The following is a 24353-nucleotide window of genomic DNA, read 5'->3' on the forward strand; positions in this document are numbered from 1 at the left end:
GGTACGTCGACATATTGAGCAGAGCGGGTCACGAATGAGCGGAATATCGGTCAGCCGTTTGGCCTGAGCGGACGCCTTGCGCCGGCGGGGCCTCCCGGCGGGTGTCACGACGCCCCACCCCGGGGGTGATCGCCCCGGCCGATGGGGGACCATGGAGCCGTGGCAGGTATGAAGGGCAAGCAGACGGTTTGGGACATGGTCCGATCGCTGGCGGTGATCGGTGTCGTCGTCGCGGGGATATACATGTTCATCCCGCACGACGAGAAGGCGGACCCGACACGGGTGGTCGACTACCGGGTGGAGACGGCCACGGCCCGCCGCGCGGCGCCGTACCCGGTCGCCGCGCCCGCGGGGCTCCCCGCGCAGTGGCGCGCGACCTCGGTCACCTTCGACCGGAAGGACGACAACGCCTGGCACCTGGGCTTCCTGGACCCGCAGAAGCAGTACGTGGCCGTGGAGCAGAGCACCGACGCCTCGGCCAAGCGCCTCGCGAAGCTGACACAGCAGGCGAAGGCCACGGGGGAGACCCGGCAGATCGGCGACCGGTCCTGGGAGCTGTGGGACGGCGAGAAGTACGACGCCCTCGTCCGCCAGGAGCAGGGATACGTCACCGTGGTGACCGGGACGGCCTCCTTCGACGGGCTCGGCGCGATGGTGTCGGCGCTGGAGTTCAAGCAGGGGAGCTGAGTTCGGGCCGATCCGTGCCGTGACGCACGGGCTCGTGAACGACGGAAGAGGCCGCCCACTCCGGGATTCGGGGTGGGCGGCCTCTTGTCGTGTCACGACTCGGCGCGCGCGAGTCGCGGCGGCCGGGTCTCGACTCAGACGGTGGTGACGACCTGGTCGAACTCCAGGCGCGGGGAGCGACCGAAGGCGGCGGGCTCGCCCGGCTTGCCGATGTTGACGACCATCAGCGGGGTGTGGTCGGCGTCCAGGAACTCCTTCTGGACACCGGCGAAGTCAAGGCCGGTCATCGGGCCCGCGGCCAGGCCGGCGGCGCGGACGCCGAGGATGAAGTAGCCGGCCTGCAGCGAGGCGTTGACCAGGGCGGACTGCTCGCGGACCGGGCGCTCGGAGAAGAACGCGTCCTTGGCCTGCGGGAAGTGCGGGAAGAGCTGCGGGAGCTCCTCGTGGAACTCGTTGTCCGCCGACAGGATCGCGACCAGCGGGGCGGCGGCGGTCTTGGCCTGGTTGCCCTCGGCCATGTGCTTCACGAGGCGCTCGCGGGCCTCGGGGGAGCGGACGAGGGTGATGCGCAGCGGCGTCTGGTTGAACGCGGTGGGGCCGTACTTCACGAGGTCGTAGATCGCCTGGACCTGCTCCTCGGTCACCGGCTCGTCGGCGAACGAGTTGGCGGTGCGGGCCTCGCGGAACAGCAGGTCCTGAGCGGCGGCGTCGAGAACGAGAGACATCGAAAAGCCTTCTTCTGTACGGAGGTGTGGCGCGATGTCATCACCGTAGACCCGAGGTATGTGAACTTTCAACTAAATGGCTCCGGGGGTGACCGGGATCACTCCCCGCGAGCGCCCTCCGCGTCCTCGGTCGCCCCGTCCCGGGCGGCCAGGGCCGAGTCCAGTCGAGCCCGGGCCCCCTCCAGCCAGTGCCGGCACACCGTCGCCAGCTCCTCGCCGCGCTCCCAGAGCGCGAGCGAGTCCTCCAGGGAGGTGCCACCCGCCTCCAGCTTGCGGACGACCTCGATCAGCTCGTCGCGGGCCTGCTCGTAACCCGGCGCCGTCTCGGTTTCAGCCATTCCCGTGCCACCTTATATGTGTAGTACAACGATTTTGTTGCCGGAACGTGTCGACGTCCCCCGGGCTCATCCGGCGTCGGCCACGCCCTCGGCCGGGCCGTCGGTTACGCCCTCGGCCGGGCCCTCGCCGCCGTCCGGGGCCGCTTCGGCCTCGACCCGTACGTGGAACTCGCCCGCCGCCACCCGCGCGCGCAGCACCTCGTCCGGCGCGACGTCCCGCGGCGAACGCACCACGTGCCCGTCGGCCCGCTGGAGCACCGCGTACCCGCGCTCCAAGGTCGCCGCCGGCGACAGCGCCACCACCCGGGCCCGGGTGTGCGCCAGCTCGGAATCCGCCCGGTCCAGCAGGTGCCCCAGCGTCCGCCGACCGCGCGCCAGCAGCGCCTCCACCTCGGCCTCCCGGGTCTCCACCATCCGCTGCGGATGCACGAACACCGGCCGGGCCAGGGCGTGGGCGAGCCCCCGCTCCTCCCGGTCGAGCAGCCCGCGCACCGCGCGCAGCCCGCGCGCCTGGAGCTGGCTCACGCGCTCCAGCTCCTCCCCGACGTCCGGGACCACCTTCTTCGCCGCGTCCGTGGGCGTCGACGCCCGCAGGTCCGCGACCAGGTCCAGCAGCGGGGAGTCCGGCTCGTGCCCGATCGCCGAGACCACCGGGGTACGGGCGGCCGCGACCGTCCGCACGACCTCCTCGTCGGAGAACGGCAGCAGGTCCTCCACGCTGCCCCCGCCGCGCGCCACGATGATCACGTCGACCTCCGGCAGCGCGTCGAGCTCCTTGACCGCCTCGATCACCTGGGGCACCGCGTGCACCCCCTGCACGGCCACGTTGCGCACCTCGAAACGGACCGCCGGCCAGCGCCGCCGGGCGTTCTCCAACACGTCCCGCTCGGCCGCCGAGGCCCGCCCCACCACCAGCCCGATCAGCTGCGGCAGGAACGGCAACGACTTCTTGCGGTCCGCCGCGAACAGGCCCTCGGAGGCCAACGACCGCTTGAGCTTCTCCAGGCGGGCCAGCAACTCCCCGATGCCGACGGGCCGTATCTCCGTGGCCCGCAGCGACAACTGCCCGCGCGGGGCGTACCACTCCGGCTTGGCCAGGACGACGACCCGCGCGCCCTCCGTCACCGCGTCCGCGACCTCGTCGAACACCTGGCGGAAGCAGGTCACGCTGAGCGAGATGTCGTGCGACGGGTCGCGCAGCGTCAGGAAGACCACCCCCGCCCCCGGCCGCCGGGACAACTGGGTGATCTGCCCCTCCACCCACACCTGACCGAGCTTGTCGATCCAGCCCCCGATGAGTCGGGACACCCGACCGACCGGCAGCGGCGCGTCAGCCGACGTATTCAGACCCATGCAGGCAGGCTAACCGCCAGAACCGACACCGTCCCCGGGCCCGGCGACCCGATCCCCGGCGCGTCGGCCCCGCTGGACCACCCACACCCCCAACCCCACCACCAGCCACACGGCACCCACCAGCTGCGCCGCCCGCGAGGCCTCGACGATCACCGCGACGGTCACGGCCGCACCCAGCACCGGGATCACCAGGTGCTTGAACCAGTTCGGCGGCCCCTCCCGCCGCTGCACCACGAACCAGCCCACCACCGACGCGTGCAGCAGCGTGAACGCCACCAGCGCCCCGATGTCCACCACCGACACCAGATGGTCCAGCCCGTCGTCGCGCCGGGCCGCCCACACCGCCGCGACCAGCGTCACCGTCGCCGCCACCAGCAGCGCCGCCCGCGGGGTCCCGCCCCAGGTCCGCGACAGGACGTGCGGGAGCCGCCGCTCCCGGGCCATGGCGAACAGCAGCCGACCCGCCGCCGCCTGCCCGGCCAACGCCGCGAACGCCGCCCCGATCGCCTTGCTCACCGCCACCAGGTCGTGCAACCAGGACCCGACCGCCGACTCCACCGTGTTGTAGAACGCCGGTCCCTGCGCACCCGGATCGGCCGCCAGCTCCGCCGCCGTCATCGGGCTCAGCAGCGCCGCCAGATAGGTCTGCGCGATGAACAGCACCCCCGTCAGCGCCAGACAGAACAGCACCGCCCGCGCCACCTTCGCACTGCCGCCCGTCACCTCCTCCGCGAAGGAGGCGATGGCGTCGAAGCCCAGGTACGACAGCACGGCCACCGACACCGCCCCCAGCACGGCCGCCGTCGAGAAGCCCAGCGAACCGTCCCCCGTCAACGGCGACAGCCAGCCGCGCCGCGCCCCGCCCTCGGCCAGCGCCACCACCGCCGCGACCAGGAATACCAGCAGCACCACGATCTCCATGGCCAGCACCGCGAAACCCACCCGCGCGGCCGCCCGTACGCCCCACAGGTTCAGCAGGGTGGTCACCACCACCGCCAGCGCCGTCCACACCCACCGGGACACCTCCGGCACCAAGGCGTTCATCGCGATGCCGGAGAACAGGTACGCCACCGCGGGGATCAGCAGGTAGTCCAGCATCGCCATCCACCCGGCGATCAGCCCCGGCCCCTCGCCGAGCCCCTTGCGGGCGTACGTGAAGACCGAACCGGCCTGCGGGGCCACCCGGACCATCTGCGCGTACGAGAACGCCGTGAACGCCATCGCGACGGTCGCGCAGAGGTAGACGAGGGCCACCGCGCCGTGCGACTTGGCGTCGAGGGTGCCGAAGATCCCGACCGGGGCCATCGGGGCGATGAACAGCAGCCCGTAGACCACCAGATCGCGAAAGCCGAGGCTGCGCCGCAACGTCGCGGGAGCCTCGGACGCCGAACCGGAATCCGTCACGGACGCCATCGTTCCTCCGGGGGAGCAGCAGGACAGAGGTTCGACCCAGTTTGTGCCGAACGGGCGACGACCGGCCTGCTGGAGACCCCCGTACGATGGAGCGTATGACTGCTCCCTCCTCTGCTCCCGCTTCCCGCCGCGTCCTGCTCGCCGCCCCGCGCGGATACTGCGCGGGCGTCGACCGAGCCGTGATCGCCGTCGAGAAAGCCCTTGAGCAGTACGGTGCGCCGGTCTACGTACGCCACGAGATCGTCCACAACAAGTACGTCGTCCAGACGCTGGAGAAGAAGGGCGCCATCTTCGTCGAGCGGACGGAGGAGGTCCCCGAGGGCTCCATCGTGATGTTCTCCGCGCACGGCGTGGCACCCGTGGTCCACGAGGAGGCGGCCCGCGGCCGGCTCGCGACGATCGACGCGACCTGCCCGCTGGTCACCAAGGTCCACAAGGAAGCCATCCGCTACGCCAACGACGACTTCGACATCCTCCTCATCGGCCACGAGGGCCACGAGGAGGTCATCGGCACCTCCGGCGAGGCCCCCGACCACATCACCATCGTGGACGGCCCCGACGACGTCGCCAACGTGCGGGTCCGCGACGAGTCGAAGGTCGTCTGGCTCTCCCAGACCACCCTCTCCGTCGACGAGACCATGGAGACGGTCGACGCCCTGAAGACCAAGTTCCCGCTGCTGGTCTCGCCGCCGAGCGACGACATCTGCTACGCCACCTCGAACCGCCAGGCCGCGGTCAAGGTGATGGGCGCCGACTCCGACCTGGTCATCGTCGTCGGCTCCAAGAACTCCTCGAACTCGATCCGCCTCGTCGAGGTGGCCCTGGACGCCGGCGCGCGCGCCGCCCACCTGGTCGACTTCGCGAGCGAGATCGACGAGGCCTGGCTGGAGGGCGTCACCACCGTCGGCCTGACCTCGGGCGCCTCGGTGCCGGAGGTCCTGGTCGAGGAAGTACTGGAGTGGCTGACGCAGCGCGGCTACGCCGACGTGGAGATCGTCAAGACGGCCGAGGAGTCGATCGTCTTCTCGCTGCCCAAGGAACTCCGCCGCGACCTGCGCGCCGAGGCGGCGGGACTCGTCGCGGGGGCGGGCGACACCGAGGCGGGCGCTGCCGGGGCGACGGGAACGGCCGGCGCTACGGGTGCGACCGGCGCGACCGAGAAGTAGGCCCTTCGCCGCCGTTTTCTCTACGGTGGTCCCATGCAGATCTTCGGCGTGGACATCGGCGGATCCGGTATCAAGGGCGCTCCCGTGGACCTGGGGCGCGGCGAGTTGGCGCAAGAGCGCCACAAGGAACTGACACCACAGCCGGCCACCCCCGACGGGGTGGCCGACCGTGTCGTCGACGTGGTCCGCCACTTCGACTGGAAGGGCCCGGTGGGAGTCACCTTCCCGGGCGTCGTCACCGGCGGGGTCACCCGTACGGCCGCCAACATGGACAAGGCCTGGATCGGGGTCGACACGGCGGCCCTGCTGTCGGAGCGCCTGGACGGCCAAGCGGTGACCGTCCTGAACGACGCCGACGCGGCCGGGGTCGCGGAGATGACGTACGGCGCCGGCAAAGGGGTCTCCGGCACCGTCATCCTGCTCACCCTGGGCACCGGCATCGGCAGCGCGCTCTTCACGGACGGCCGACTCGTCCCCAACACCGAACTGGGCCACCTGGAACTGCACGGCCACGACGCGGAGAAGCGCGCGTCGGTCAAGGCCAAGGAGGACCACGACCTCACCTGGGAGCGCTGGGCGCACCGGCTCCAGAAGTACCTGGAACACGTGGAGATGCTCTTCTCCCCGGAACTCTTCATCCTCGGGGGCGGCGTCAGCCGCAAGCCGGAGAAGTTCCTGCCCTTGATCGAGGGGATCCGCGCGGAGATCGTGCCGGCGAAGCTCCAGAACAACGCGGGCATCGTCGGAGCGGCGATGGCGGCCCGCGGCCCGTCGGCCTAGGCCTGGCGGCGGGGTCGGGGGGCGGCCGTCAGGTCACGGGCGGGGTGGCTGCGACCACCCGGCCCGGGTGGGCTCAGACCACCCGGCGGGGCATGCGGCGCTTCCCGATCAGCACGGCCTTGCGCACCAGCGCGATCAGGGCCGCGACGACCGTTCCCGCGTACAGCCAGCCGGCGTGCAGGGACAACGCCGACACGATCCCCATCAGCTGCCCGCCGATGCCACCGGAACCCCCGGAGACGGGCCAGACCCCGACCGCGAACGCGATCGGGGCACTGATGGGGGCGGTGATCAGGTCGGCGGGACGCACCCAGAGCGCGGTCGTGGCGGCCACGGGCAGGAAGAGCAGCCCGTAAGCGAACAGCGACGCGTCGAACAGCAGCCAGACGATCCCCGCGACCACCGCCATCGCCACACACGCGAAGAGCCCGCCACCGAGGCCGGTCAGCCGCGGCCGGGGCAGCCGCCGCCGGGCAGGGGCCGGCTTCGTCGGGCGAGCCGCCCCCGGGGTCTGCTGCCTCGGGATCTGCTCCCGCGGGTGACGTACTGAACGCGCCCTGTAGTGCTCCACCCCACCAAACTAGGCGGGGAGGCCCCTGTCCGAGGGCCCGGACACGCGTACAACGAGCGCCACTCATCGGAAAGTAAACTGTCCGACGGCCCATCCCGGGCCGCCGCCCCCTCCAGCTACGGGAAGTCGCCAACGTGTCGCTCACGATCGGAATCGTCGGCCTGCCGAATGTCGGCAAGTCGACCCTGTTCAACGCCCTGACCAAGAACGACGTGCTGGCGGCCAACTACCCGTTCGCCACCATCGAGCCGAACGTCGGCGTCGTCGGTGTCCCGGACCAGCGGCTGGCCGTCCTCGCGGGCATCTTCGGATCGCAGAAGGTCCTCCCGGCCACCGTCGACTTCGTCGACATCGCGGGCATCGTCCGCGGCGCCTCCGAGGGCGAGGGCCTGGGCAACAAGTTCCTCGCGAACATCCGCGAGTCGGACGCGATCTGCCAGGTCATCCGCGCCTTCAAGGACGAGAACGTCGTCCACGTCGACGGCAAGGTCTCGCCCAAGGACGACATCGAGACGATCAACACCGAGCTGATCCTCGCCGACCTCCAGTCCATCGAGAAGGCGGTGCCGCGCCTGACGAAGGAGTCCCGCCTCCAGAAGGAGAAGGTCGCGGTCCTGGCCGCGGTCGAGAAGGCGCAGAAGATCCTCGAAGAGGGCCACACCCTCTTCTCGCAGGGCATCAGCAAGGGCGCGGAGCAGGGCGACCTCCTCCACGAACTGCACCTGCTCACCGTCAAGCCCTTCCTCTACGTCTTCAACGTCGACGAGGACGAGCTGACGGACGACGCCTTCAAGGCCGAGCAGAGCGCCCTGGTCGCCCCGGCCGAGGCGATCTTCCTGAACGCCAAGCTGGAGGCCGAGCTGATCGAGCTCGACGACGAGGAAGCCCTCGAACTCCTCCAGTCGGTCGGCCAGGAGGAGCCGGGCATGGCCACGCTGGGCCGCGTCGGCTTCACCACCCTGGGCCTGCAGACCTACCTGACGGCCGGCCCGAAGGAAACCCGCGCCTGGACCATCAAGAAGGGCGCCACCGCCCCCGAGGCCGCCGGCGTCATCCACACCGACTTCCAGCGCGGCTTCATCAAGGCCGAGATCATCTCCTTCGCCGACCTGGTCGACTGCGGCTCGGTGGCCGAGGCCCGCGCCAAGGGCAAGGCCCGCATGGAAGGCAAGGACTACGTCATGCAGGACGGCGACGTGGTGGAGTTCCGCTTCAACGTCTGAGCGGATGAAATAACACCACGTCGCTGACGTGGCAAACATGCAGGTCAGGAGGGGTCGGGCTCTGTTGAGCCCGACCCCTTCGTCGTCACCGTGCTGGATTGGTGCTGGATATTCTGACGCGGGGTCAGCGGCGATCAGGCCTCGTAAACGGTGGACCGGTGTCCGACGTGAACGACCCAGACCACCAATTCCCCGTTGTCGATCGTGTAGACGACGCGGTAGTCGCCGACGCGGAGGCGGCGACGTTCGGGCTGGGACACGAGTGCGGTGGTGTTGAAGCCGAGAGGGTCGGTTTCCAGCTCGGTCAGCTTGGCCAGGATGCGCAGCGCCACGTCGCGAGGGATCTTCCGGAGCTCGGCCTGCGCCTCGGGCCGGAAGACGGTCCGGTACTCACTCACTGCGCGCCAGCGTCTCCCTCATGATGTCCTCGATCGGGATTCCGGGCGCCGGGTTGGCCATGCGCTCGTCGATGATCCGGTTGATCTCGCGCTCTTCCCACTCCTGATACTTGCGCAGCACGTCGATGGAGACGACGGCGGCGACTTCCTTGCCTCGGCGCGTGATCACCGTGGGCACGTCGTCGCGGTCCGCGCGCTCCACGACCTCGGCCAGGTGTGCGCGCACGTCGCGGATGGACTCTATGGGCATCTGACTCATGCGCCCAAGCGTACAGAGTGTGCCATGTGTACACAACGCGGGGGGTGTGCTGGACGTGCTGGATGAACTCGCACCGTGCTGGATCGGTGCTGGATGGCCACGTTCAGAACCGCGTTTCTGCAGGTCGGAGCCCTGTGCTGAACGTTCCGCTTCAACGTGTAGGTAGTTTCGTCAGATGCGCACTTCAGAAGGGGCCGGGCTCTTGCGAGTCCGACCCCTTTTGCATTCCCGTGCCGACTTGGTGCTGACCTGCGGGGCGCCTTGCGGCGTGCACCTGTGCAGCTCGTGTGAGCAACCGAACGCGGATTGTTACGGCTCCGTCGATCAGCTCGGTGTGGCGTGGTGCCTCGGGGAGGCGGTCCGGGTTCTCCGCGAACCAGCCCTCCGTGAACCAGCCCTCCGCGCGTGGCGGGCGCATCCGGTCCGGCAGTGCGGTCACGGCTTCACGTAGCGGCCCGCGGCTCATGCCGGGAGGGGTCGATGGTGTCTCCTTCTGCTGATCGAGGAGGTCGACGATGGTCGTGGGGCGGCCGGGGCCGGGGTGGCTGGGTGTCACAGGGCTCGGGTCGAGGCGATCGTGAAGGTGGTCGGGGTGCCGTGGCCCGGGTTCATGGGGCCGCCCTGGTCGAACTGGGAGCGGACGATCAGGGTGCGGCCGGCCGTACGGGTCAGGGTCGTGGGGATCTGGAGGCCCGGGTCCGTCAGGGTGCGGGTCAGGCGGGCACGGGTGCCGTCGGGGGTGAGCTGCCAGCGGGTCAGGGTGTTGGTGGTGTTGTGGGCCACGCGCAGGACGCCGCCGGGGGAGAGGTGCAGGCCGTCGGCGGCCTTGAGGTCGCCGCCGCTGAGGGCGACGCGGGAGAGGGCGCCCGTGCGCAGGTCGATGCGGTGGAGGTCGCCCGCGGTCATGTCGACGGTGAGCAGGTAGCGGCCGGCCGGGTCCGCGACGATGCCGTTGAGGGGGAAGCTGCCGGCCGGTGACGGGGTCAGCCGGTCGCTCAGGTCGTACGCCGCTTCCAATGGGCCGGAGCCGGTGGCCAGTTGGGCGGGCGTGACGCGGTAGACGACGGCGCGGACGCTGTCGCTCAGGTAGGCCGTGCCGTCCGGGGTGACGGTCAGGTCGTTGACGAAGAACGGTTCGCCGCCGGTGACCTCGAAGTGGGCGAGGCGGGTGCCGGTGCGGGTGTCGTACACCGCCACGCCCGTGGTGGAGTCGGTGACCCACAGGCGGCCCCGGTCGTCGACGAAGAGGCCGTTCGCGGTGTCGCGGCCGTCGGTGCCCGCGGGCAGGAAGACCTCGGCGGTGCGGTGGCCGGGGCGGGTGCGGTAGACGGTGCCGTCGGCGTACGAGCCGACGTAGACCGTGCCCGTGCGGGCGTCCGCCGCGATGCCCTCCGGGTAGATCTTGGCGCCCGGGAGGGAGAAGGCGGTGGAGACGCGGGTGTCCGAGGCTGCCTGGGCGGGCGCGGTGCCCAGGGCGAGAACGCCGGCGAGGGCAGCGGTCAGGGGCAGGGTCAGGAGCTTGGTGGCAGGTGCGAGCTTCATCGTCGGTTTCCCGTTCTCGGCATCAGTCGGCATCAGTGGGCAGCAGTGGGCATCGGTCGTCGGCCAAGGGGCGTGGCGCGCGGGCATGGCTGATCGGATGCATGGCATCGTGAGGGGGCATTCGATCAGGCGAGTGCGAATGTATGTTAGAGGTCTAATGATTGGCAAGGGTCGTAGGATGCCGGAATGACTTCCATGCCCGCCGAGGAGCGCATCGGTTCTCACCTCAAGCGCGCCGAGCAGGCCCTCCTCGCGGCGAAGAACACCGCGTGCAAGCCGGCGGCGGTGACGGTTCCGCAGTACGCCGCCCTGCTCTGGCTCGCCGAGAAGCCCGGTATCTCCGCCGCGGCGCTCTCCCGGCTGTGCGGAGTCACCCCGCCGACGATGAACACCGTCCTGAAGAACCTCCAGGAGCGCGGCCTCGTCGAGCGGACCGCGCATGAATGGCACGGCAACGTCCTGGAGACGCGGCTCACGATCGAGGGGCGGGCCGTGATGGAGCTGGCCGACGCGGGTGCGGTACGGGTGGAGCGGGCGCTGGCCGCGGAGTTCACGGATGAGGAGCGCGAGCGGCTCGTCGAGCTGCTGGGCCGGTGTACACGGGTGCTCGGCACCCTGAAGTGAGTGAGGGCGACCCGGGGCGCACCCCGGTCCCCGCCTGCTGACCCCGTGCTCCCGCGGTGAGATCCGTGTCATGTTTTTGTCTGGTTTGGAACTCCCGGCAGTTCTCGTGCATCAGGACTGAAGGGATGCCCAGCCGTTCTGTCCCGCTGGGGCAGCCATGACCGTTCGGAGCGAAGTTCGTGCACCAGTACCCGCAGCGCCCGCGGCCTGATGACCAGCCGTACGATCCCGATCGGTCGTACCACGGGCCGGACCGGTCGTACGGTCCGGACCGGTCGTACCAGCCGCCCGAGGGGGACCGGCCGTCGCCCGAGCCGCGCGGGCCCAGGCGTTCCCGGCGCGCCCTGTGGGTCGGCGTGCCCCTGGTGCTCGTGGTGGTGCTCGGCGCCGGCGGGTTCGCCGCCTGGAAGAACGAGTGGTTCTCCGGCAACGGGGAGAGCGTGAGCTTCGGCAAGGACGTCCCGGCGGCGGTGGGGTCCGACGACCCGAAGCCGGGCGGTTCCTCCCCGGCGGCGCCGGCGCCGCCGACCGGTGATCCGGACGTGTCGCTGCCCGTCGGACCGAAGTCCGACTTCAAGCAGACCGCCAAGCTCGACGACGGCACGATCATCGCCAAGACCCGCCTCGCCGGCGCCAAGTCCGGCTTCGAGGGGGACGTCTGGGTGTGGACGCCGAAGGAGTACGGCGAGAAGGAGTACGAGAAGAGCGCCTTCCCGGTGCTCATCGCGCTCCCCGGGGGCAACGGCTTCCCGGCGAACTACTGGGCCGACCGCAGCCTGGGTCTGCAGAAGGCCGTCAGTGAGGGCGTCCGCGCCGGCACCAGCCTGCCGTTCGTCCTGGTGATGCCCGTACTCAACCCGGACAACAAGTACTACTACGACGGCGCGGACATCCCGGGCCGGCCCAAGATGGGCACGTGGCTCGCCGAGGACATACCGGACTTCGCCCGCGCCAACTTCCGTACGTACAAGTCCCGCGACGGCTGGGCCTTCATGGGCTCCTCCTCCGGCGCCTTCGTCGGGATGAAGCAGGTCCTCCAGCACCCGGACAGGTTCAAAGCCGTGATCGCCAGTGGTGGCGAGATCGTTCCCGACTCCCCGCTCTGGAAGGGTCACCAGGCGGAGATGGACGCGAACGATCCCGAGAAGCTCGCCAAGAAGCTGATCGACGCCAACGGCCCGGAGGTCTACATCAACTTTCAGGTCGGGACGAAGGAGACGGGCAAGGACCGGATGCTCCAGTTCCAGCGGGAGTACGGCAAGGGTCCCGTCAAGATCACCATCCGGGACATACAGAACGGCGAGCACAACGGCTGGCACTACGTGCGCGGCATGAAGGAAGGCTCGCTGGAATGGATCAGCAAGGTGTTGAAGGGCCCGAAGCCGGAAGCCGGGTGACCCACCCCGAGACCCCCCTGACAGGCCCCGACCCCGACAGGTCCCCCGACGGGCCCCGACCCCGACGGACCACGGCCCCGACAGACCCCGCCCCGCGCCCGAGCGGTCCGCACACCGGTCCGGGTGGCGCGCGCCACGTCGCCCCGCTCCCAGGCAACCCATCACGTCGTTCACAACTCTGACAGGTGTGCACAGGGGGGACCTGTCGGTCCGACCCGCGCTCGGTGCGAGCGCAGGAGAAGGAACGGGAAAAGAAGTCGTGCTGCAAGAACAACAACGTGACGCCGACCATGCGACCGATGGACGGCATCTCGCGACCGACGGACGACGTCGCCCAAGGAGGCGCCCGGCCCTGATCGGCGGAGCCCTCGCCGTGGCCCTCGCGGGGGGCGGCGCGGCGGCCTACGCGTTCGGCGTCTTCTCGGACATAGGGGATCCGGTGTCCTTCGGCGCGTCCCACGAGCCGGCCGCGGCCACCGGGGACGTCACACCGGGCGTGCGCATGCCCACCGGTCCGAAGGCCTCGTTCGTCCGTAGCTCCCGGCTGCCGGACGGCACCCAGATCGCCCAGACGACCATCACCGGCGCGAAGTCGGGATTCAAGGGCGACGTGTGGGTGTGGGCGCCGAAGGAGTACGACGACCCGCGGTACGCCAAGAGCGCCTTCCCGGTCCTGATCTCGCTCCCCGGCGGTCGCGGCTACCCCAAGAACTACTGGGGGACGGGTCCCGGCCTCGGTCTGCAGCAGGCCGTGAGCAACGGGGTGAAGACCGGTACCAGCCTGCCCTTCATCCTCGTCATGCCGGTGATCAACGCGGACACCAAGCACCACTTCGACGGCTCGGACATTCCCGGCCAGCCGAAGATGGGCACCTGGATGGCCGAGGACATCCCCGCTTTCACCCGGGCCAATTTCCGCACCTTCGACTCGCGTGACGGCTGGGCCTTCATGGGCTCCTCCTCCGGCGGCTTCGGTGCCCTCAAGCACGTCCTGAAGTTCCCCGACCGCTTCAAGGCGGTCATCGCCAGCGGAGTGGACATGGTCCCCGATTCCCCGCTGTGGAAGGGGAACAGGCAGGCCATGGACGCGAACAACCCGGAGAGGCTGGCCGCGAAGTTGATCAAGGAGGGTGGCCCGGACGTATACGTCAACTTCCAGATCGGCACCAAGGAGAGCGGTCGCGCTCTCGCCGAGAAGTTCATGAACAGCTACGGGAAGGGCCCCGTGCACACCCGCCTCCAGGTGATCCAGGATGGTGAGCACAACGGAAAGTCGTACGTACGCGGCATGAAGGAGGGCTCCCTCGCGTGGATCAGCAAGGTGATGGCCGCGCCGACCCCGACCAGCGTGGGCGCGCCCGAGGCGAGATGAGCACGAGGGCGAAGGGCGTGTCCGCGGCCGCGGCCGCCGGGATCGCCGCGGTGTTCGCCGCCGTGTTCGCCCTCGGATTCCTCAAGCCGTTCCAGGAGCGGCCGGTGCACCCCTTCCCCACCGTAGGGGTGCTCACGGCCAACGGGGAGCACTGGTGCACGGCGAGCGTCGTCGACAGCCCCGAGGGGAACGTCGTCGCCACCGCCGCGCACTGCGTGGTCCCCGCCGGCGAGGACGGGGTGCCCGGCCAGGTCGCGCACGACGGCCTCGCCATCGGCGCGCTCGCCTTCGCGCCCGCCTTCTCCGGCGAGGGCGACGGCCATCCGCCCCTCGGCGTGTGGAAGGTCCGCTCGGTCCACGTCGACGACCGCTGGAGGAAGTGGGGCGACGACACCGTCGACTTCGCCTTCCTCACCGTCGAGCCGGACGAGAACGGGCGCAGCCTCCAGGACCGGGTCGGCCGCGGCGAGGCACCGAAGGCCGACTGGACCTCCGGGTACGAACGGGACGTCACCGTCGTCGGCTACCCGGAGTCCGGGCACAACCCGCGGAACCAGCCCGTCTCCTGCACCACCCAGACCCGGCACGACGAGAACGACCCCGACATGCTGTACATCGCCTGCTCGGGCTTCTGGACGGGGACGAGCGGCAGCCCCTGGATCGCCGACCGGGGCGGGTCGGGGCAGCCGGGCCGGTTGATCGGGGTGCTGAGCGGCGGGGACACGGACGTGGACTCCACGGCGGCGCTGTACGACGAGCGCGCCAAGGCGCTGTACGAGAGCGCGGCGCGCGGCTGACCCGCCCGGGCCCCGGGCCGAACCCGGCTGCTGACCTGCCCCCGATCTCCGATCCCCCCGACCCTCACCCCCGGCCCGGTGCTCAGCCCTTGAGCAGGGCGTTCAACTCGCCGTAGGGGAGGGACCCGGCGAGGGAGGTGTACGTGCCCTCCCGGAGCATCTCCTCCGTGGCCCGGCGGACGACGGCGTACGCGGCCTCGGCCATCCACGATCCGAGGGAGACCCGGGCGACGCCGAGGGCGCCGAGCTCCGCCACCGTGGGGGCGCCCGGGCCGACGAGGACGTTGAGCGGGGCGTCGATGCCCTTGGCGAGCTCGGCGACGGTGGCGGGATCGGTGACTCCGGGGACGAAGATTCCGGTGGCGCCGGCCTCCAGGTAGGCGGCGGCACGCCTCAGGGTCTCGTCGAGCCGGCCACCCGGCTCCCCGAGGCCGAAGAGGTACGTGTCCACGCGGGCGTTGACGTAGAGCGGGACGCCGGCCGTCTCGGCGACGGCGCGGGCCGCGGCCAGCCGCTCCGCGTGATCGGCGGGCGCCCGGTTGCCGTCCTCGATGTTGATCCCGACCGCGCCGGCGGCCAGTACCCCGGCCACGGTCTCCGCCACCCCGGCGGCGTCGGCGCCGAAGCCGCCCTCGATGTCCGCGGTGACGGGCACCGACACGGCGGCGGCCACCCGGGCGACGAGGTCCAGGGCGCGGTCCCGGGCCAGGGCGTCCCCGTCGGGCGCGCCGAGGGACCAGGCGACCCCGGCGCTGGTGGTGGCGACGGCGGCCCCGCCGGCCGCCTCGACGAGACGGGCACCGGCCACGTCCCAGGCGTTGGCCAGGGCGAGTGGGGAGGCGGGGGTGTGCAGGCCGGCGAAGGCGGTGGCACGGGCGACCTGGGCGGCCCGGCGGGCGGGATCGAGGATGTCGTTCACGGGGTCAGTCCAGCAGCCGGGGCGGCCGGCGGCCGGCGAATTTCCGTCACGATGCCCGGCAGGCACGGTGTCCGGTGTCCGGTGCCCGGCAGGCACGGTGTCCGCCCGTTCCCTGCCCGGCCGTTCCGCCGCCCGGCCGCCCCCGGGCGGGCCCCGCGGGGCTCCGGGCGGGCGGGCAGGCGGTCAGCCGGCCGGGCGGTCAGGGTGCGAGCCCCGTCTTGGCGCCCGCGCCGCACAGGGGGACGACCGCCGTCCGACCCTGGAGCGGGTCCGAGGGGGCGCCCGGCGCGACCGCCGCCCAGCAGGCCGCCGCCGTCGGCTCGACGAACAGGCCCCGCGCCGCCAGGTCCCGCTGGGCCGCCCGCAGCCGGTCCTCCGACACCGTCACGAAGGTCCCGCCGGACTTGCGGACCGCCGCGAGGATCTGCCGGGCGCGCGGCGGCGCCGGGATGGCGATCCCCTCGGCCAGGGTGGGCCGTTGCGGCACCGGGGCGGCGTCCTCGGCGCCCGCGTGGAAGGCCGCCGCCAGCGGGGACACCTCCCGCGCCTGCACCGCGATGAGCGCGGGCGGCCGTACCCCGCGCCGGGCCAGCTCCTCCGCCGCCAGCGCGGCCCCGAGCAGCAGGGTGCCGTTGCCCACGGGGACCACCAGGGCTTCCGGCAGCCGCCCGCCCAGTTCCTCCCAGACCTCGTACGCGTACGTCTTGGTGCCCTGGAGGAAGTACGGGTTGAAGACGTGGCTCGCGTAGAAGACCCCCGGCTCGTCCGCCACCGCCCGGGCGGCCGCGGCGGTGGCCTCGCGGCCGCCCGGCACCACCCGGACGGTCGCCCCGTGCGCCCGCATCTGCGCGGTCTTCTTCTCCGAGGTGCCCTCGGGCACGAAAACTTCACAACTCAGGCCGGCGCGGGCGCAGTAGGCCGCGACGGACGTTCCGGCGTTGCCGCTGCTGTCGGCGACGACCCGCTCCGGGCCCAGTCGCCGGGCCAGTTCCACGAGCATGACCGCGCCCCGGTCCTTGAAGGACAGCGTGGGCATCAGGAAGTCGAGCTTGGCGTGAATCCGCTCCACGAGCGGAACGAGCGGAGTGTTGCCCTCCGCGAGGGTTACGGAGAACGCCCCCGGCAGGGGGAGCGCGGCGCCGTAGCGCCACAGCGAGTTGGGTCCGGCCGACGGTTCCAGCGGGCCGGCCGGATCGGGTGTGAAGTCGAGGTCCCAGGGTCCGGCGCACACCGGGCAGCACCACGGCGCCGTGCGGACGTCGGCACGGGTGCCGTCCTCGGGGCAGACGTAGCCAGGCAGTGCGTGCGTCATGTGCGGATCGCCTTTGCTCTTTCATGGCCGTTGTATGGCACGGATGTTACGCGTCCGTTGTCCTCTTGTGGGATGGCGAGAGGGTGGGTCAACCTTTCGTAGGCGAGGGCCCGTTGGATCCGACGGCTTGTCATGGCCATGTCTTTTCGGGTCCCGTTCCCGTGCGCCCCGCCACACCCGCCACACCCGCCGCACCACACCGCATCGCACCCACCCACGCACCGCACCCCCCGCAGCGCACCACCTATGAGGAGGACCCCTCACATGTCCGTGATGCGTCACACCCGCCGGAAGATCGCCGGCATCAGCGCCACCGCCGGCGTGGCCCTCGTGCTCGCCGCCGCCGCCGCGTTACCCGCCTCGGCGGCGGACGGCCCGCAGGGCGTCATCGAGAACGCCGGCGCCTCGGGCGCCGTCCCCGGCAGCTACATCGTGACCTTGAACGACTCGGCCGCCCGCTCCACCGCGGACAGCGGGAAGGCCGTCGCCAAGCGGTACGGGGCCAGCATCGACCGGACCTACAGCGCCGCCCTCAACGGCTACTCCGTCGAGGTCTCCGAGGCGCAGGCCAGAAAGCTCGCCGCCGACCCGGCCGTCAAGTCCGTCGTGCAGAACCGCACCTTCACCGTCGACGCCACCCAGCCCAACCCGCCGTCGTGGGGCCTGGACCGCATCGACCAGCGGGCACTCCCGCTCGACAACAGCTACACGTACCCGGACAAGGCCGGTGAGGGCGTCACGGCGTACATCATCGACACCGGCGTCCGGATCTCGCACACCGACTTCGGCACCCGCGCCTCCTACGGCTACGACGCCATCGACAACGACAACACCGCCCAGGACGGCCACGGCCACGGCACCCACGTCGCCGGCACCGTCGGCGGCACGGCGTACGGGGTGGCCAAGAAGGCCAAGATCGTCGGCGTTCGCGTCCTCAACAACCAGGGCTCGGGCACCACGGCCCAGGTCGTCGCCGGCATCGACTGGGTGACCCGCAACGCCGTCAAGCCGGCCGTGGCCAACATGTCGCTCGGCGGCGGCGCCGACTCCGCCCTCGACACCGCCGTCCGCAACTCGATCGCGGCCGGCATCACCTACGCCGTCGCGGCGGGCAACGAGTCCACCGACGCGAGCACCAAGTCCCCGGCGCGCGTCCCCGAGGCGATCACGGTCGGCGCCACCACCAACACCGACGCGAAGGCGAGCTACTCCAACTACGGCTCCATCCTCGACCTCTTCGCGCCGGGCTCCTCGATCACCTCCTCGTGGGGCACCGGGGACACCGCCACGAACACCATCTCCGGCACCTCGATGGCCTCGCCGCACGTGGCGGGCGCCGCCGCCCTGTACCTGTCGCAGAACCCGACGAGCACCCCGGCGCAGGTCTCGGCCGGCCTGGTGGCCGCCGCCACCCCGAACGTGGTCACCGGCGCCGGCACCGGCTCCCCGAACCGCCTGCTGAACGTGGGGAACTCCACCACCCCGCCGAACCCGGGCACCCGCTTCGAGAACCTGACCGACTACGCGATCAACGACAACTCCACCGTCGAGTCGCCGATCACGGTCAGCGGGATCTCCGGCAACGCCCCGGCCACCCTCAGCGTGCCGGTGGACATCAAGCACACCTACGTCGGTGACCTCAAGGTCGACCTGGTCGCCCCCGACGGCACCCTGTACAACCTGCGCAACCGCACCGGCGGCAGCGCGGACAACATCGTCCAGACCTTCACCGTGAACGCCTCCTCCGAGGTCGCCAACGGCGTCTGGAAGCTCCGCGTCGCGGACCTCGCGGGCGCGGACACCGGAAAGATCGACTCCTGGGCGCTGCAGTTCTGACCGGGCGCCCCTGAGGAGGGGCAGGCGGTGCGGGGAGACCCGTACGGCCGGGCGATGAACCGCGGGGGCGACCACAGGGCGGTCGCCCCCGCTGCGTACTATTCGCGCATTCGTTCGCGCCCTTGTGATGGAGCACCACGCCTCGTGACCTACCCGCCCCCGCCGACCCCTCCCACCGGTCCGGCCAATCCGTGGGCCCCGCCCTCCTCGCAGGCCCTGTGGGCCCCGCCCCCGCCCCAGGGGCCGCCGGCGCTGAACGGTTTCGCCCTCGCCTCGCTGCTGGTCGGCCTGCTCTGCCTGCCGCCGCTGGGCATCGTCTTCGGCGTCGTGGCGCTGGTGCAGATCGCGCGGAAGCGGGAGCGCGGCAGGGCGCTGGCCGTCGTGGGCCTGGTCGTCTCCGTGGTGATGACCGTGGTCGCGGCCTACGTCACGCAGCAGTACGCGGACTCCTTCTCCCGGTACCTCGACTCCTCGGTGGTCGCGCGCGACGACGCGGAGGGCTCCCGGACCGCCATCGACGACATGGCGCCGGGCGACTGCTTCAACGTTCCGGGCGGCGACCTCATGAAGCAGTCGACCTTCGTCCACGCGGTCGACTGCACGGAGGTGCACCACGCCGAGGTGACCTCCTCGACCCTCCTGGACGACGGACCCTTCCCGGGCGACGACGGGTTGGAGTCCACCGCGACGGACGTCTGCTGGGAGGCGCAGGACGCGTACGCGATGGACACGTGGGCGGTGCCCGCCTACGCGGAGATGTACTACTTCGTCCCCACGCGCGCGCTGTGGCGCGAGGGCGACCGGCGTCTGCTGTGCGTCATCGGCACGTCGAGTGAGGAACACCGGGGCAGCCTGCGCAAGGATGCCGGGATGCTGAAACCGGAGCAGGCGGAGTTCCTGCGGGCGATGAACGGGGTCGACAAGGCCTTCGCGCGCCAACCGGAGGGCGGTCCCGAGGAGGCACTGTCCGAGTGCCGCACATGGGCCCGGGAGGTCGACACGGCGCTCGCCGTGCAGGCCGCGCTGTTGCGACGCGTCTCGGGGCGGCCCGGGATCGGCGCCGCGGCGGGCGCGCAGCTGGGCGAGGTCGAGGCGGCGCGCAAGGAGTGGCAGCGCGCGGCGAGGGCGACGAAGCCGGCCGAATTCGACGAGGCGTGGGACCGGGCGGTGTGGTCGCTCGACGTCGACACGGAGAAGGAACTGCGCGGGGCGTACGGGCTTTCGACGCGGGTTCCGGACTGGCTGGCGGACCCGGGGGACGAGCCCTCGCGCGGTCCGCGGATGGAGTCGACCTGAGGGCTTCCGTGTAACGCGCGGTAACGGGTTTGAGTGACCTGGCTTCATCACTTCGAGTGAAACTCTGGCCCTTGCTTGCGGTGCACAACCGTCGGTTGCCAGGGTGTAGCTGTCTGTCAACCTGATGGGAGTGGCCAGTGACTTTCGGTGAGCAGCCGGCCTATCTGCGCGTCGCCGGGGATCTGCGACAAAAGATCGTCGATGGGTCCCTGCCCCCGCACGCCCGGCTCCCCTCGCAAGCCCGGATCCGCGAGGAGTACGGGGTCTCCGACACCGTGGCGCTGGAGGCGCGCAAGGTCCTCATGGCGGAGGGGCTCGTCGAGGGCCGGTCCGGGTCCGGCACGTACGTCCGCGAACAGCCCGTGCCCCGGCGGGTCGCCCGCTCCGGCTACCGCACGGGGGGCGCCTCCACGCCCTTCCGGCAGGAGCAGGCGGAGTCGGGCGCCCGCGGCACCTGGGAGTCCGGCAGCGAGCAGACGGAGGCCTCGGCCGACATCGCGGCGCGGCTGGGCATCGAGCCGGGGGACCGGGTCATGCGCACCCGGTACGTCTTCCGCGACGCGGGGGAGGCGATGATGCTGTCGACCTCCTGGGAGCCGCTGGCCGTCACCGGTCGGACGCCCGTGATGCTGCCGGAGGAGGGCCCGTTGGGCGGGTCCGGGGTGGTGGACCGGATGGCCGCGATCGACGTCGTCGTGGACAACGTGGTGGAGGAGGTCGGGGCGCGGCCCGGTCTCGCGGAGGAGATCCTCTCCCTGGGCGGGGTGCCCGGGCACGTGGTGCTGGTGGTGAGCCGCACCTACTTCGCCTCCGGGCTGGCCGTGGAGACCGCCGACGTCGTGGTCCCGGCGGACCGCTACCGCCTGGCCTACCACCTGCCGGTGCGGTGACCGGCCGGATCGGCGGCCGGGCCCGGGGTGGCGCCCGACGCCGCCGGGCGGGGGGCCCGGAGGCCGCACCGGAAGGCGGACAGCCCGTACCGGACCGTTAACCGGGCGGTGACCTGACGGCCCGGGGCGTAACCCCCGGGCAACGCCACCGTGTGACGGGGGGTCACATCTCGGCCCTACCGTCCGGCGGTATGACCGAGACCGCCGCGCCCCCGCAGTCGCCGCCCCGTCGGAGCTACGCCGAACTCGCCGCCGACGAGAGCCGCGAGGACTACTCCCTCCGCTACGCCCCCCACGCGTTCCGCCGCTGGAGCCCCGGCACCGTCGCCGGCACGGCGCTCGGCGGGATCGCGTACCTCGCCGACTTCGCCATCGGCGCCTCCATCGTCTTCGCCTACGGATTCACCAGCGGACTCGCCGCGATCCTGGCCGCCGCCACCATCATCTTCCTCACCGGCATCCCGATCGCCCGCGCCTGCGCCAAGTACGGCCTGGACATGGACCTGGTGACGCGCGGCGCCGGCTTCGGGTACTTCGGATCCACCCTCACCTCGCTCATCTACGCCTCCTTCACCTTCATCTTCTTCGCCCTCGAAGGCTCGATCATGGCCCAGGCCATGCACCAGGCCGTCGGCCTGCCGCTCCAGGTCGGGTACCTGATCACCACGCTCATCGTGATCCCGATCGTCTTCAAGGGCATGGGCGCCCTCGCCAAGGTCCAGGCCTGGACCCAGCCGATCTGGTTGATCGGGCTCGTGCTGCCCTTCCTCGTGCTCGCCTTCCACGCCCCCGGCTCCTGGGGCGCCTTCGCCGACTTCGGCGGCACCGAGGGCGCCGGCTCCGGCTTCTCCTGGATCGGCTTCGGCTTCGGGACGGGCATCGCGCTCTCCCTCATCGCGCAGATCGGGGAACAGGCCGACTACCTGCGGTTCATGCCCGCCAAGACCCCGGCCAACAGCCGCCGGTGGAACCTCGCCGTACTCGCCGCAGGTCCCGGCTGGGTGATCATCGGCGCGGCCAAGCAGCTCGGCGGCGCGTTCCTCGCCTTCGTCGCGCTCGAAGCGGTCGGCACGACGCACGCCCTGGAGCCGATCGCCCCGCAGATCGAGGCCCTGCGGCCCTGGCTCGGCGGATTCGCCCTGCCGGCCGCCGCGCTGTTCGTGATCGTCTCCCAGATCAAGATCAACGTCACCAACGCCTACAGCGGTTCGCTGTCCTGGTCCAACTTCTTCTCCCGCGTCACCCACCGCCACCCGGGCCGCGTCTGGTACATCTTCCTCAACCTCGGCATCGCGCTGACGCTGATGGAGCTGAACATGTTCTCCATGCTCGGCAAGCTGCTGGGCTTCTACTCCAACGTCGGCATCGCCTGGATCGCCGCCGTGGCGGCCGACCTCGTCATCAACAAGCGACTCGGACTCAGCCCGCCCTACATCGAGTTCAAGCGCGCCTATCTGTACGCGGTCAACCCGGCGGGTTTCGGCGCGATGGTGATCGCCTCGACCGTCTCGATCCTTGCGTTCTTCGGGCTCTTCGGGACCGGCCCCGAGGCCTTCTCGACCTTCATCGCCGCCGGACTGTCCCTCGTGCTCTGCCCGTTGATCGCCTGGGCGACCAAGGGCAAGTACTACCTGGCCAGGCCGAACGGGGTGAACGGCCCCGGTGTCGAGGTCCCGGACATCACCGCCACGCACACCTGCTCCGTCTGTGAGACGGCGTACGAACTCCCCGACATCGCCGATTGTCCCGTCCAATCCGGGCCGATCTGCTCGCTCTGCTGCTCCCTCGACGCGACCTGCGGGGACGCCTGCCGCAAGGGCGCGAAGGAGGGCGCGGCCGGGGGCGCGGTGGTGCTTCCGATGCCGGTCGTGCGCCGGTTCTGAGCCGGGTCGCACGGCGCACCCGTACGCATGGCCGGATGCGTACGCCTGCGAGGTACCTCTTCGTGAAAAACCGTATCCGCTCAGTAAAGGTCGGGCGTAAGCTCGGGCATATGCGCAATGCGGTTTCCCGGGCAGGTACATCGGCGGAGGGTGAAACGCGATGAACGACAGCGGTGCCCTGCTCCCATGGCTGGTCATACGTCAGGACGACAACGGCAACCGCTACCGGGTGGGCCGGTACCCCACCCGGGCCGAGGCCCAGAAGGTCATCGACAGTCTCGACGACCGAGCACACAAGCAGCTCTACTGGGTCGAGCGGGTGGCTCAGGGCAGCCAGGCCGCCACGAGGAACTGAGCGTCGGGCCGTCGACGCACTGGCATAGGCTCCGTCCATGACTGTACGAGTGGTCGTGGGCGGAGCCCTTTGTCGTGACGGGCGCCTGCTGGCCGCCCGCCGCAGCGCGCCGCCCGAGCTGGCCGGCCGGTGGGAGCTCCCGGGCGGCAAGGCCGAACCGGGCGAGTCCGTCCCCGAGGCCCTGGTGCGCGAACTGCGCGAGGAGCTCGGCGTGGAGACCGAGGCCCTGGAGCGCCTCCCGGGGGAGTGGCCGTTGCGCCCCGACCTGGTCCTGCACGTGTGGACCGCCGGACTGCTGTCCGGGGAGCCGGCCCCGCTGGAGGACCACGACGAACTGCGCTGGCTCCGGCCGGACGAGCTGGACTCCGTGGACTGGCTCGACCAGGACCGCCCGGCGGTCGAGGAGATCGGACGCCGACTGCGCTCGTCCCCCGATCAGGCGGACGGACCGGCGCGCGGACCGGCGGACGGGACGGCGAACGGACCGGCGGACGGACCCGCCGGCGCACGCGCGCTTTGATCAGGCGGGCGCGCGCGGACGGCTCGCCGGGCGACCGGGTCCCCGGTCTGTGAGGCTTGAGCTGTAGGCCGTATGCGCCACGGCGGGCCGGGGCATGGGGAAGGAGTGGTACGAGGCCCTGAATATCGGGTATGTCGCTATTAATCACCATCTCATCTTCATCTCATCCCCCTATCGTCCCTGCTGAATCCGACTGGGGTCGTCGCGGCCCGGGAAGTGATCGGCGTGATCGACACAGACGGTGAATGCGCCGAGTGGGCCTTTCCCGCCGAGCCCGGCAGCGTGCGCACCGCCCGTCACGCCGTGCGGGGCAAGCTCCGGGCCTGGGGCCTGGACTCCGTCGGAGACGTGACCGTCCTGCTGGTCAGCGAGCTCGTCACCAATTCCCTGCGCTACGCCTCCGGCCCCATCGGGGTCCGGCTCGAACGACGCGATTCGGCCGCCGAGGACGCGGCCGCGAGTCCGGCACTTCTCGTGGAGGTTTCCGATCCGCTTCCGGATCCACCCCGGGAACGCGTCGCCACGCCGGACGACGAAGGGGGGCGTGGGCTGCACCTGGTGTCCGTCTCGGCGCAGCGTTGGGGGACCCGGCACGGGAAGTCGGGCAAGACTGTGTGGTTCGAGTTGGCACTTCCTGGTGAGTAACAAGGGGAAGGGTGGCCGGCGATCACCGGGGGTGGCTCGAAACAGTCGGGAC

Annotated in this window: 25 protein-coding genes; 15 read left to right on the forward strand and 10 right to left on the reverse strand. The window is 71.1% G+C overall.

The annotated features are described in order from the left end of the window. Window positions 1-168: 168 nt before the first annotated feature. Entirely contained in the window at window positions 169-687 is a 519-nt protein-coding gene (locus ADK55_RS09535) for a DUF4245 domain-containing protein (protein ID WP_234349978.1), read from the forward strand. Window positions 688-821: 134 nt separating this feature from the next. Here ADK55_RS09535 and ADK55_RS09540 read toward each other — a convergent pair whose 3' ends face one another. The 4 genes from ADK55_RS09540 to ADK55_RS09555 form a co-directional block, all read right to left on the reverse strand. Then, entirely contained in the window at window positions 822-1412 is a 591-nt protein-coding gene (locus tag ADK55_RS09540) for a malonic semialdehyde reductase (RefSeq protein ID WP_053677055.1), read from the reverse strand. 98 nt (window positions 1413-1510) lie between these two features. Further along, complete coding sequence (locus tag ADK55_RS09545) at window positions 1511-1750, reverse strand: exodeoxyribonuclease VII small subunit (RefSeq protein WP_053677056.1); 240 nt, start codon at window positions 1748-1750, stop codon at window positions 1511-1513. Between the two features lie 66 nt (window positions 1751-1816). Further along, window positions 1817-3103 (reverse strand): exodeoxyribonuclease VII large subunit, encoded by a 1287-nt coding sequence (gene xseA, locus ADK55_RS09550; protein ID WP_053677057.1) that lies wholly within the window; start codon window positions 3101-3103, stop codon window positions 1817-1819. A gap of 9 nt (window positions 3104-3112) precedes the next feature. Beyond that, complete coding sequence (locus ADK55_RS09555) at window positions 3113-4516, reverse strand: APC family permease (RefSeq protein WP_053677058.1); 1404 nt, start codon at window positions 4514-4516, stop codon at window positions 3113-3115. A gap of 95 nt (window positions 4517-4611) precedes the next feature. On the opposite strand from ADK55_RS09555, the gene ADK55_RS09560 reads away from it, so the two are divergent. Continuing rightward, window positions 4612-5682 (forward strand): 4-hydroxy-3-methylbut-2-enyl diphosphate reductase, encoded by a 1071-nt coding sequence (locus tag ADK55_RS09560; protein ID WP_078998701.1) that lies wholly within the window; start codon window positions 4612-4614, stop codon window positions 5680-5682. Between the two features lie 33 nt (window positions 5683-5715). Next, a complete protein-coding gene (gene ppgK / locus ADK55_RS09565) occupies window positions 5716-6462 on the forward strand; it encodes a polyphosphate--glucose phosphotransferase (protein ID WP_053677060.1) in 747 nt (248 codons plus the stop codon). A 73-nt stretch (window positions 6463-6535) separates the two neighbouring features. On the opposite strand, the gene ADK55_RS09570 is transcribed toward ppgK, so the two are convergent. Beyond that, entirely contained in the window at window positions 6536-7033 is a 498-nt protein-coding gene (locus tag ADK55_RS09570) for a DUF6542 domain-containing protein (protein WP_371591441.1), read from the reverse strand. Window positions 7034-7167: 134 nt separating this feature from the next. Here ADK55_RS09570 and ychF point away from each other — a divergent pair, with 134 nt between their 5' ends. Further along, window positions 7168-8256 (forward strand): redox-regulated ATPase YchF, encoded by a 1089-nt coding sequence (ychF, locus tag ADK55_RS09575; protein WP_053677061.1) that lies wholly within the window; start codon window positions 7168-7170, stop codon window positions 8254-8256. A gap of 134 nt (window positions 8257-8390) precedes the next feature. Here the strand turns inward: ychF and ADK55_RS09580 are convergent, their stop codons facing one another. The 3 genes from ADK55_RS09580 to ADK55_RS09590 all read right to left on the reverse strand — a co-directional run bounded on the left by ADK55_RS09580 (window position 8391) and on the right by ADK55_RS09590 (window position 10455). Further along, a complete protein-coding gene (locus ADK55_RS09580) occupies window positions 8391-8654 on the reverse strand; it encodes a type II toxin-antitoxin system RelE family toxin (protein WP_053677062.1) in 264 nt (87 codons plus the stop codon). Next, window positions 8647-8913, reverse strand: coding sequence for a type II toxin-antitoxin system Phd/YefM family antitoxin (locus ADK55_RS09585; RefSeq protein ID WP_053677063.1), 267 nt, complete (start codon window positions 8911-8913; stop codon window positions 8647-8649). The genes ADK55_RS09580 and ADK55_RS09585 overlap by 8 nt, the downstream gene beginning before the upstream one ends. A gap of 552 nt (window positions 8914-9465) precedes the next feature. Then, window positions 9466-10455: an SMP-30/gluconolactonase/LRE family protein gene (locus tag ADK55_RS09590; RefSeq protein WP_053677064.1), complete on the reverse strand. Its 990-nt coding sequence runs from the start codon at window positions 10453-10455 to the stop codon at window positions 9466-9468. 186 nt (window positions 10456-10641) lie between these two features. On the opposite strand from ADK55_RS09590, the gene ADK55_RS09595 reads away from it, so the two are divergent. The 4 genes from ADK55_RS09595 (at window position 10642) to ADK55_RS09610 (ending at window position 14645) form a co-directional block, all read left to right on the forward strand. Then, entirely contained in the window at window positions 10642-11079 is a 438-nt protein-coding gene (locus tag ADK55_RS09595; RefSeq protein WP_199826480.1) for a MarR family winged helix-turn-helix transcriptional regulator, read from the forward strand. Window positions 11080-11441: 362 nt separating this feature from the next. Further along, window positions 11442-12476, forward strand: a complete 1035-nt coding sequence (locus tag ADK55_RS09600; protein ID WP_420713612.1) for an alpha/beta hydrolase — start codon at window positions 11442-11444, stop codon at window positions 12474-12476. A 373-nt stretch (window positions 12477-12849) separates the two neighbouring features. After that, window positions 12850-13848, forward strand: coding sequence for an alpha/beta hydrolase (locus ADK55_RS09605; protein ID WP_420713609.1), 999 nt, complete (start codon window positions 12850-12852; stop codon window positions 13846-13848). After that, entirely contained in the window at window positions 13845-14645 is an 801-nt protein-coding gene (locus tag ADK55_RS09610) for a trypsin-like serine peptidase (RefSeq protein ID WP_053677066.1), read from the forward strand. Before ADK55_RS09605 ends, ADK55_RS09610 begins: the two co-directional genes overlap by 4 nt. Window positions 14646-14727: 82 nt before the next feature. Here ADK55_RS09610 and ADK55_RS09615 read toward each other — a convergent pair whose 3' ends face one another. Further along, window positions 14728-15564, reverse strand: coding sequence for an isocitrate lyase/PEP mutase family protein (locus tag ADK55_RS09615; RefSeq protein ID WP_078998704.1), 837 nt, complete (start codon window positions 15562-15564; stop codon window positions 14728-14730). A 199-nt stretch (window positions 15565-15763) separates the two neighbouring features. After that, window positions 15764-16876 carry a pyridoxal-phosphate dependent enzyme gene (locus ADK55_RS09620; RefSeq protein ID WP_053677067.1) on the reverse strand — a complete coding sequence of 371 codons (1113 nt, stop codon included), beginning with the start codon at window positions 16874-16876 and terminating at the stop codon, window positions 15764-15766. A gap of 264 nt (window positions 16877-17140) precedes the next feature. On the opposite strand from ADK55_RS09620, the gene ADK55_RS09625 reads away from it, so the two are divergent. From ADK55_RS09625 to ADK55_RS09655, 7 genes are all read left to right on the forward strand, one after another. Further along, window positions 17141-18712, forward strand: coding sequence for a S8 family peptidase (locus tag ADK55_RS09625; protein WP_053677068.1), 1572 nt, complete (start codon window positions 17141-17143; stop codon window positions 18710-18712). Window positions 18713-18856: 144 nt separating this feature from the next. Continuing rightward, window positions 18857-20008: a DUF4190 domain-containing protein gene (locus ADK55_RS09630; protein WP_053677069.1), complete on the forward strand. Its 1152-nt coding sequence runs from the start codon at window positions 18857-18859 to the stop codon at window positions 20006-20008. A 137-nt stretch (window positions 20009-20145) separates the two neighbouring features. Continuing rightward, window positions 20146-20898 carry a GntR family transcriptional regulator gene (locus ADK55_RS09635; protein ID WP_053677070.1) on the forward strand — a complete coding sequence of 251 codons (753 nt, stop codon included), beginning with the start codon at window positions 20146-20148 and terminating at the stop codon, window positions 20896-20898. 191 nt (window positions 20899-21089) lie between these two features. Beyond that, on the forward strand, window positions 21090-22781 hold the full coding sequence (locus ADK55_RS09640; protein WP_053677071.1) for a purine-cytosine permease family protein: 1692 nt from the start codon (window positions 21090-21092) through the stop codon (window positions 22779-22781). Between the two features lie 160 nt (window positions 22782-22941). Then, the gene (locus tag ADK55_RS09645; protein WP_053677072.1) at window positions 22942-23136 is read left to right on the forward strand and encodes an SPOR domain-containing protein; all 195 of its coding nucleotides are present in this window, start codon (window positions 22942-22944) and stop codon (window positions 23134-23136) included. Window positions 23137-23173: 37 nt separating this feature from the next. Next, window positions 23174-23656, forward strand: coding sequence for a (deoxy)nucleoside triphosphate pyrophosphohydrolase (locus ADK55_RS09650; RefSeq protein WP_053677073.1), 483 nt, complete (start codon window positions 23174-23176; stop codon window positions 23654-23656). Window positions 23657-23872: 216 nt separating this feature from the next. Continuing rightward, on the forward strand, window positions 23873-24301 hold the full coding sequence (locus ADK55_RS09655) for an ATP-binding protein (protein WP_053677074.1): 429 nt from the start codon (window positions 23873-23875) through the stop codon (window positions 24299-24301). The last annotated feature ends 52 nt before the right edge of the window (window positions 24302-24353 follow it).

The organism is Streptomyces sp. WM4235 (genome assembly GCF_001279725.1).
In the GTDB taxonomy this organism is placed as follows: domain Bacteria; phylum Actinomycetota; class Actinomycetes; order Streptomycetales; family Streptomycetaceae; genus Streptomyces.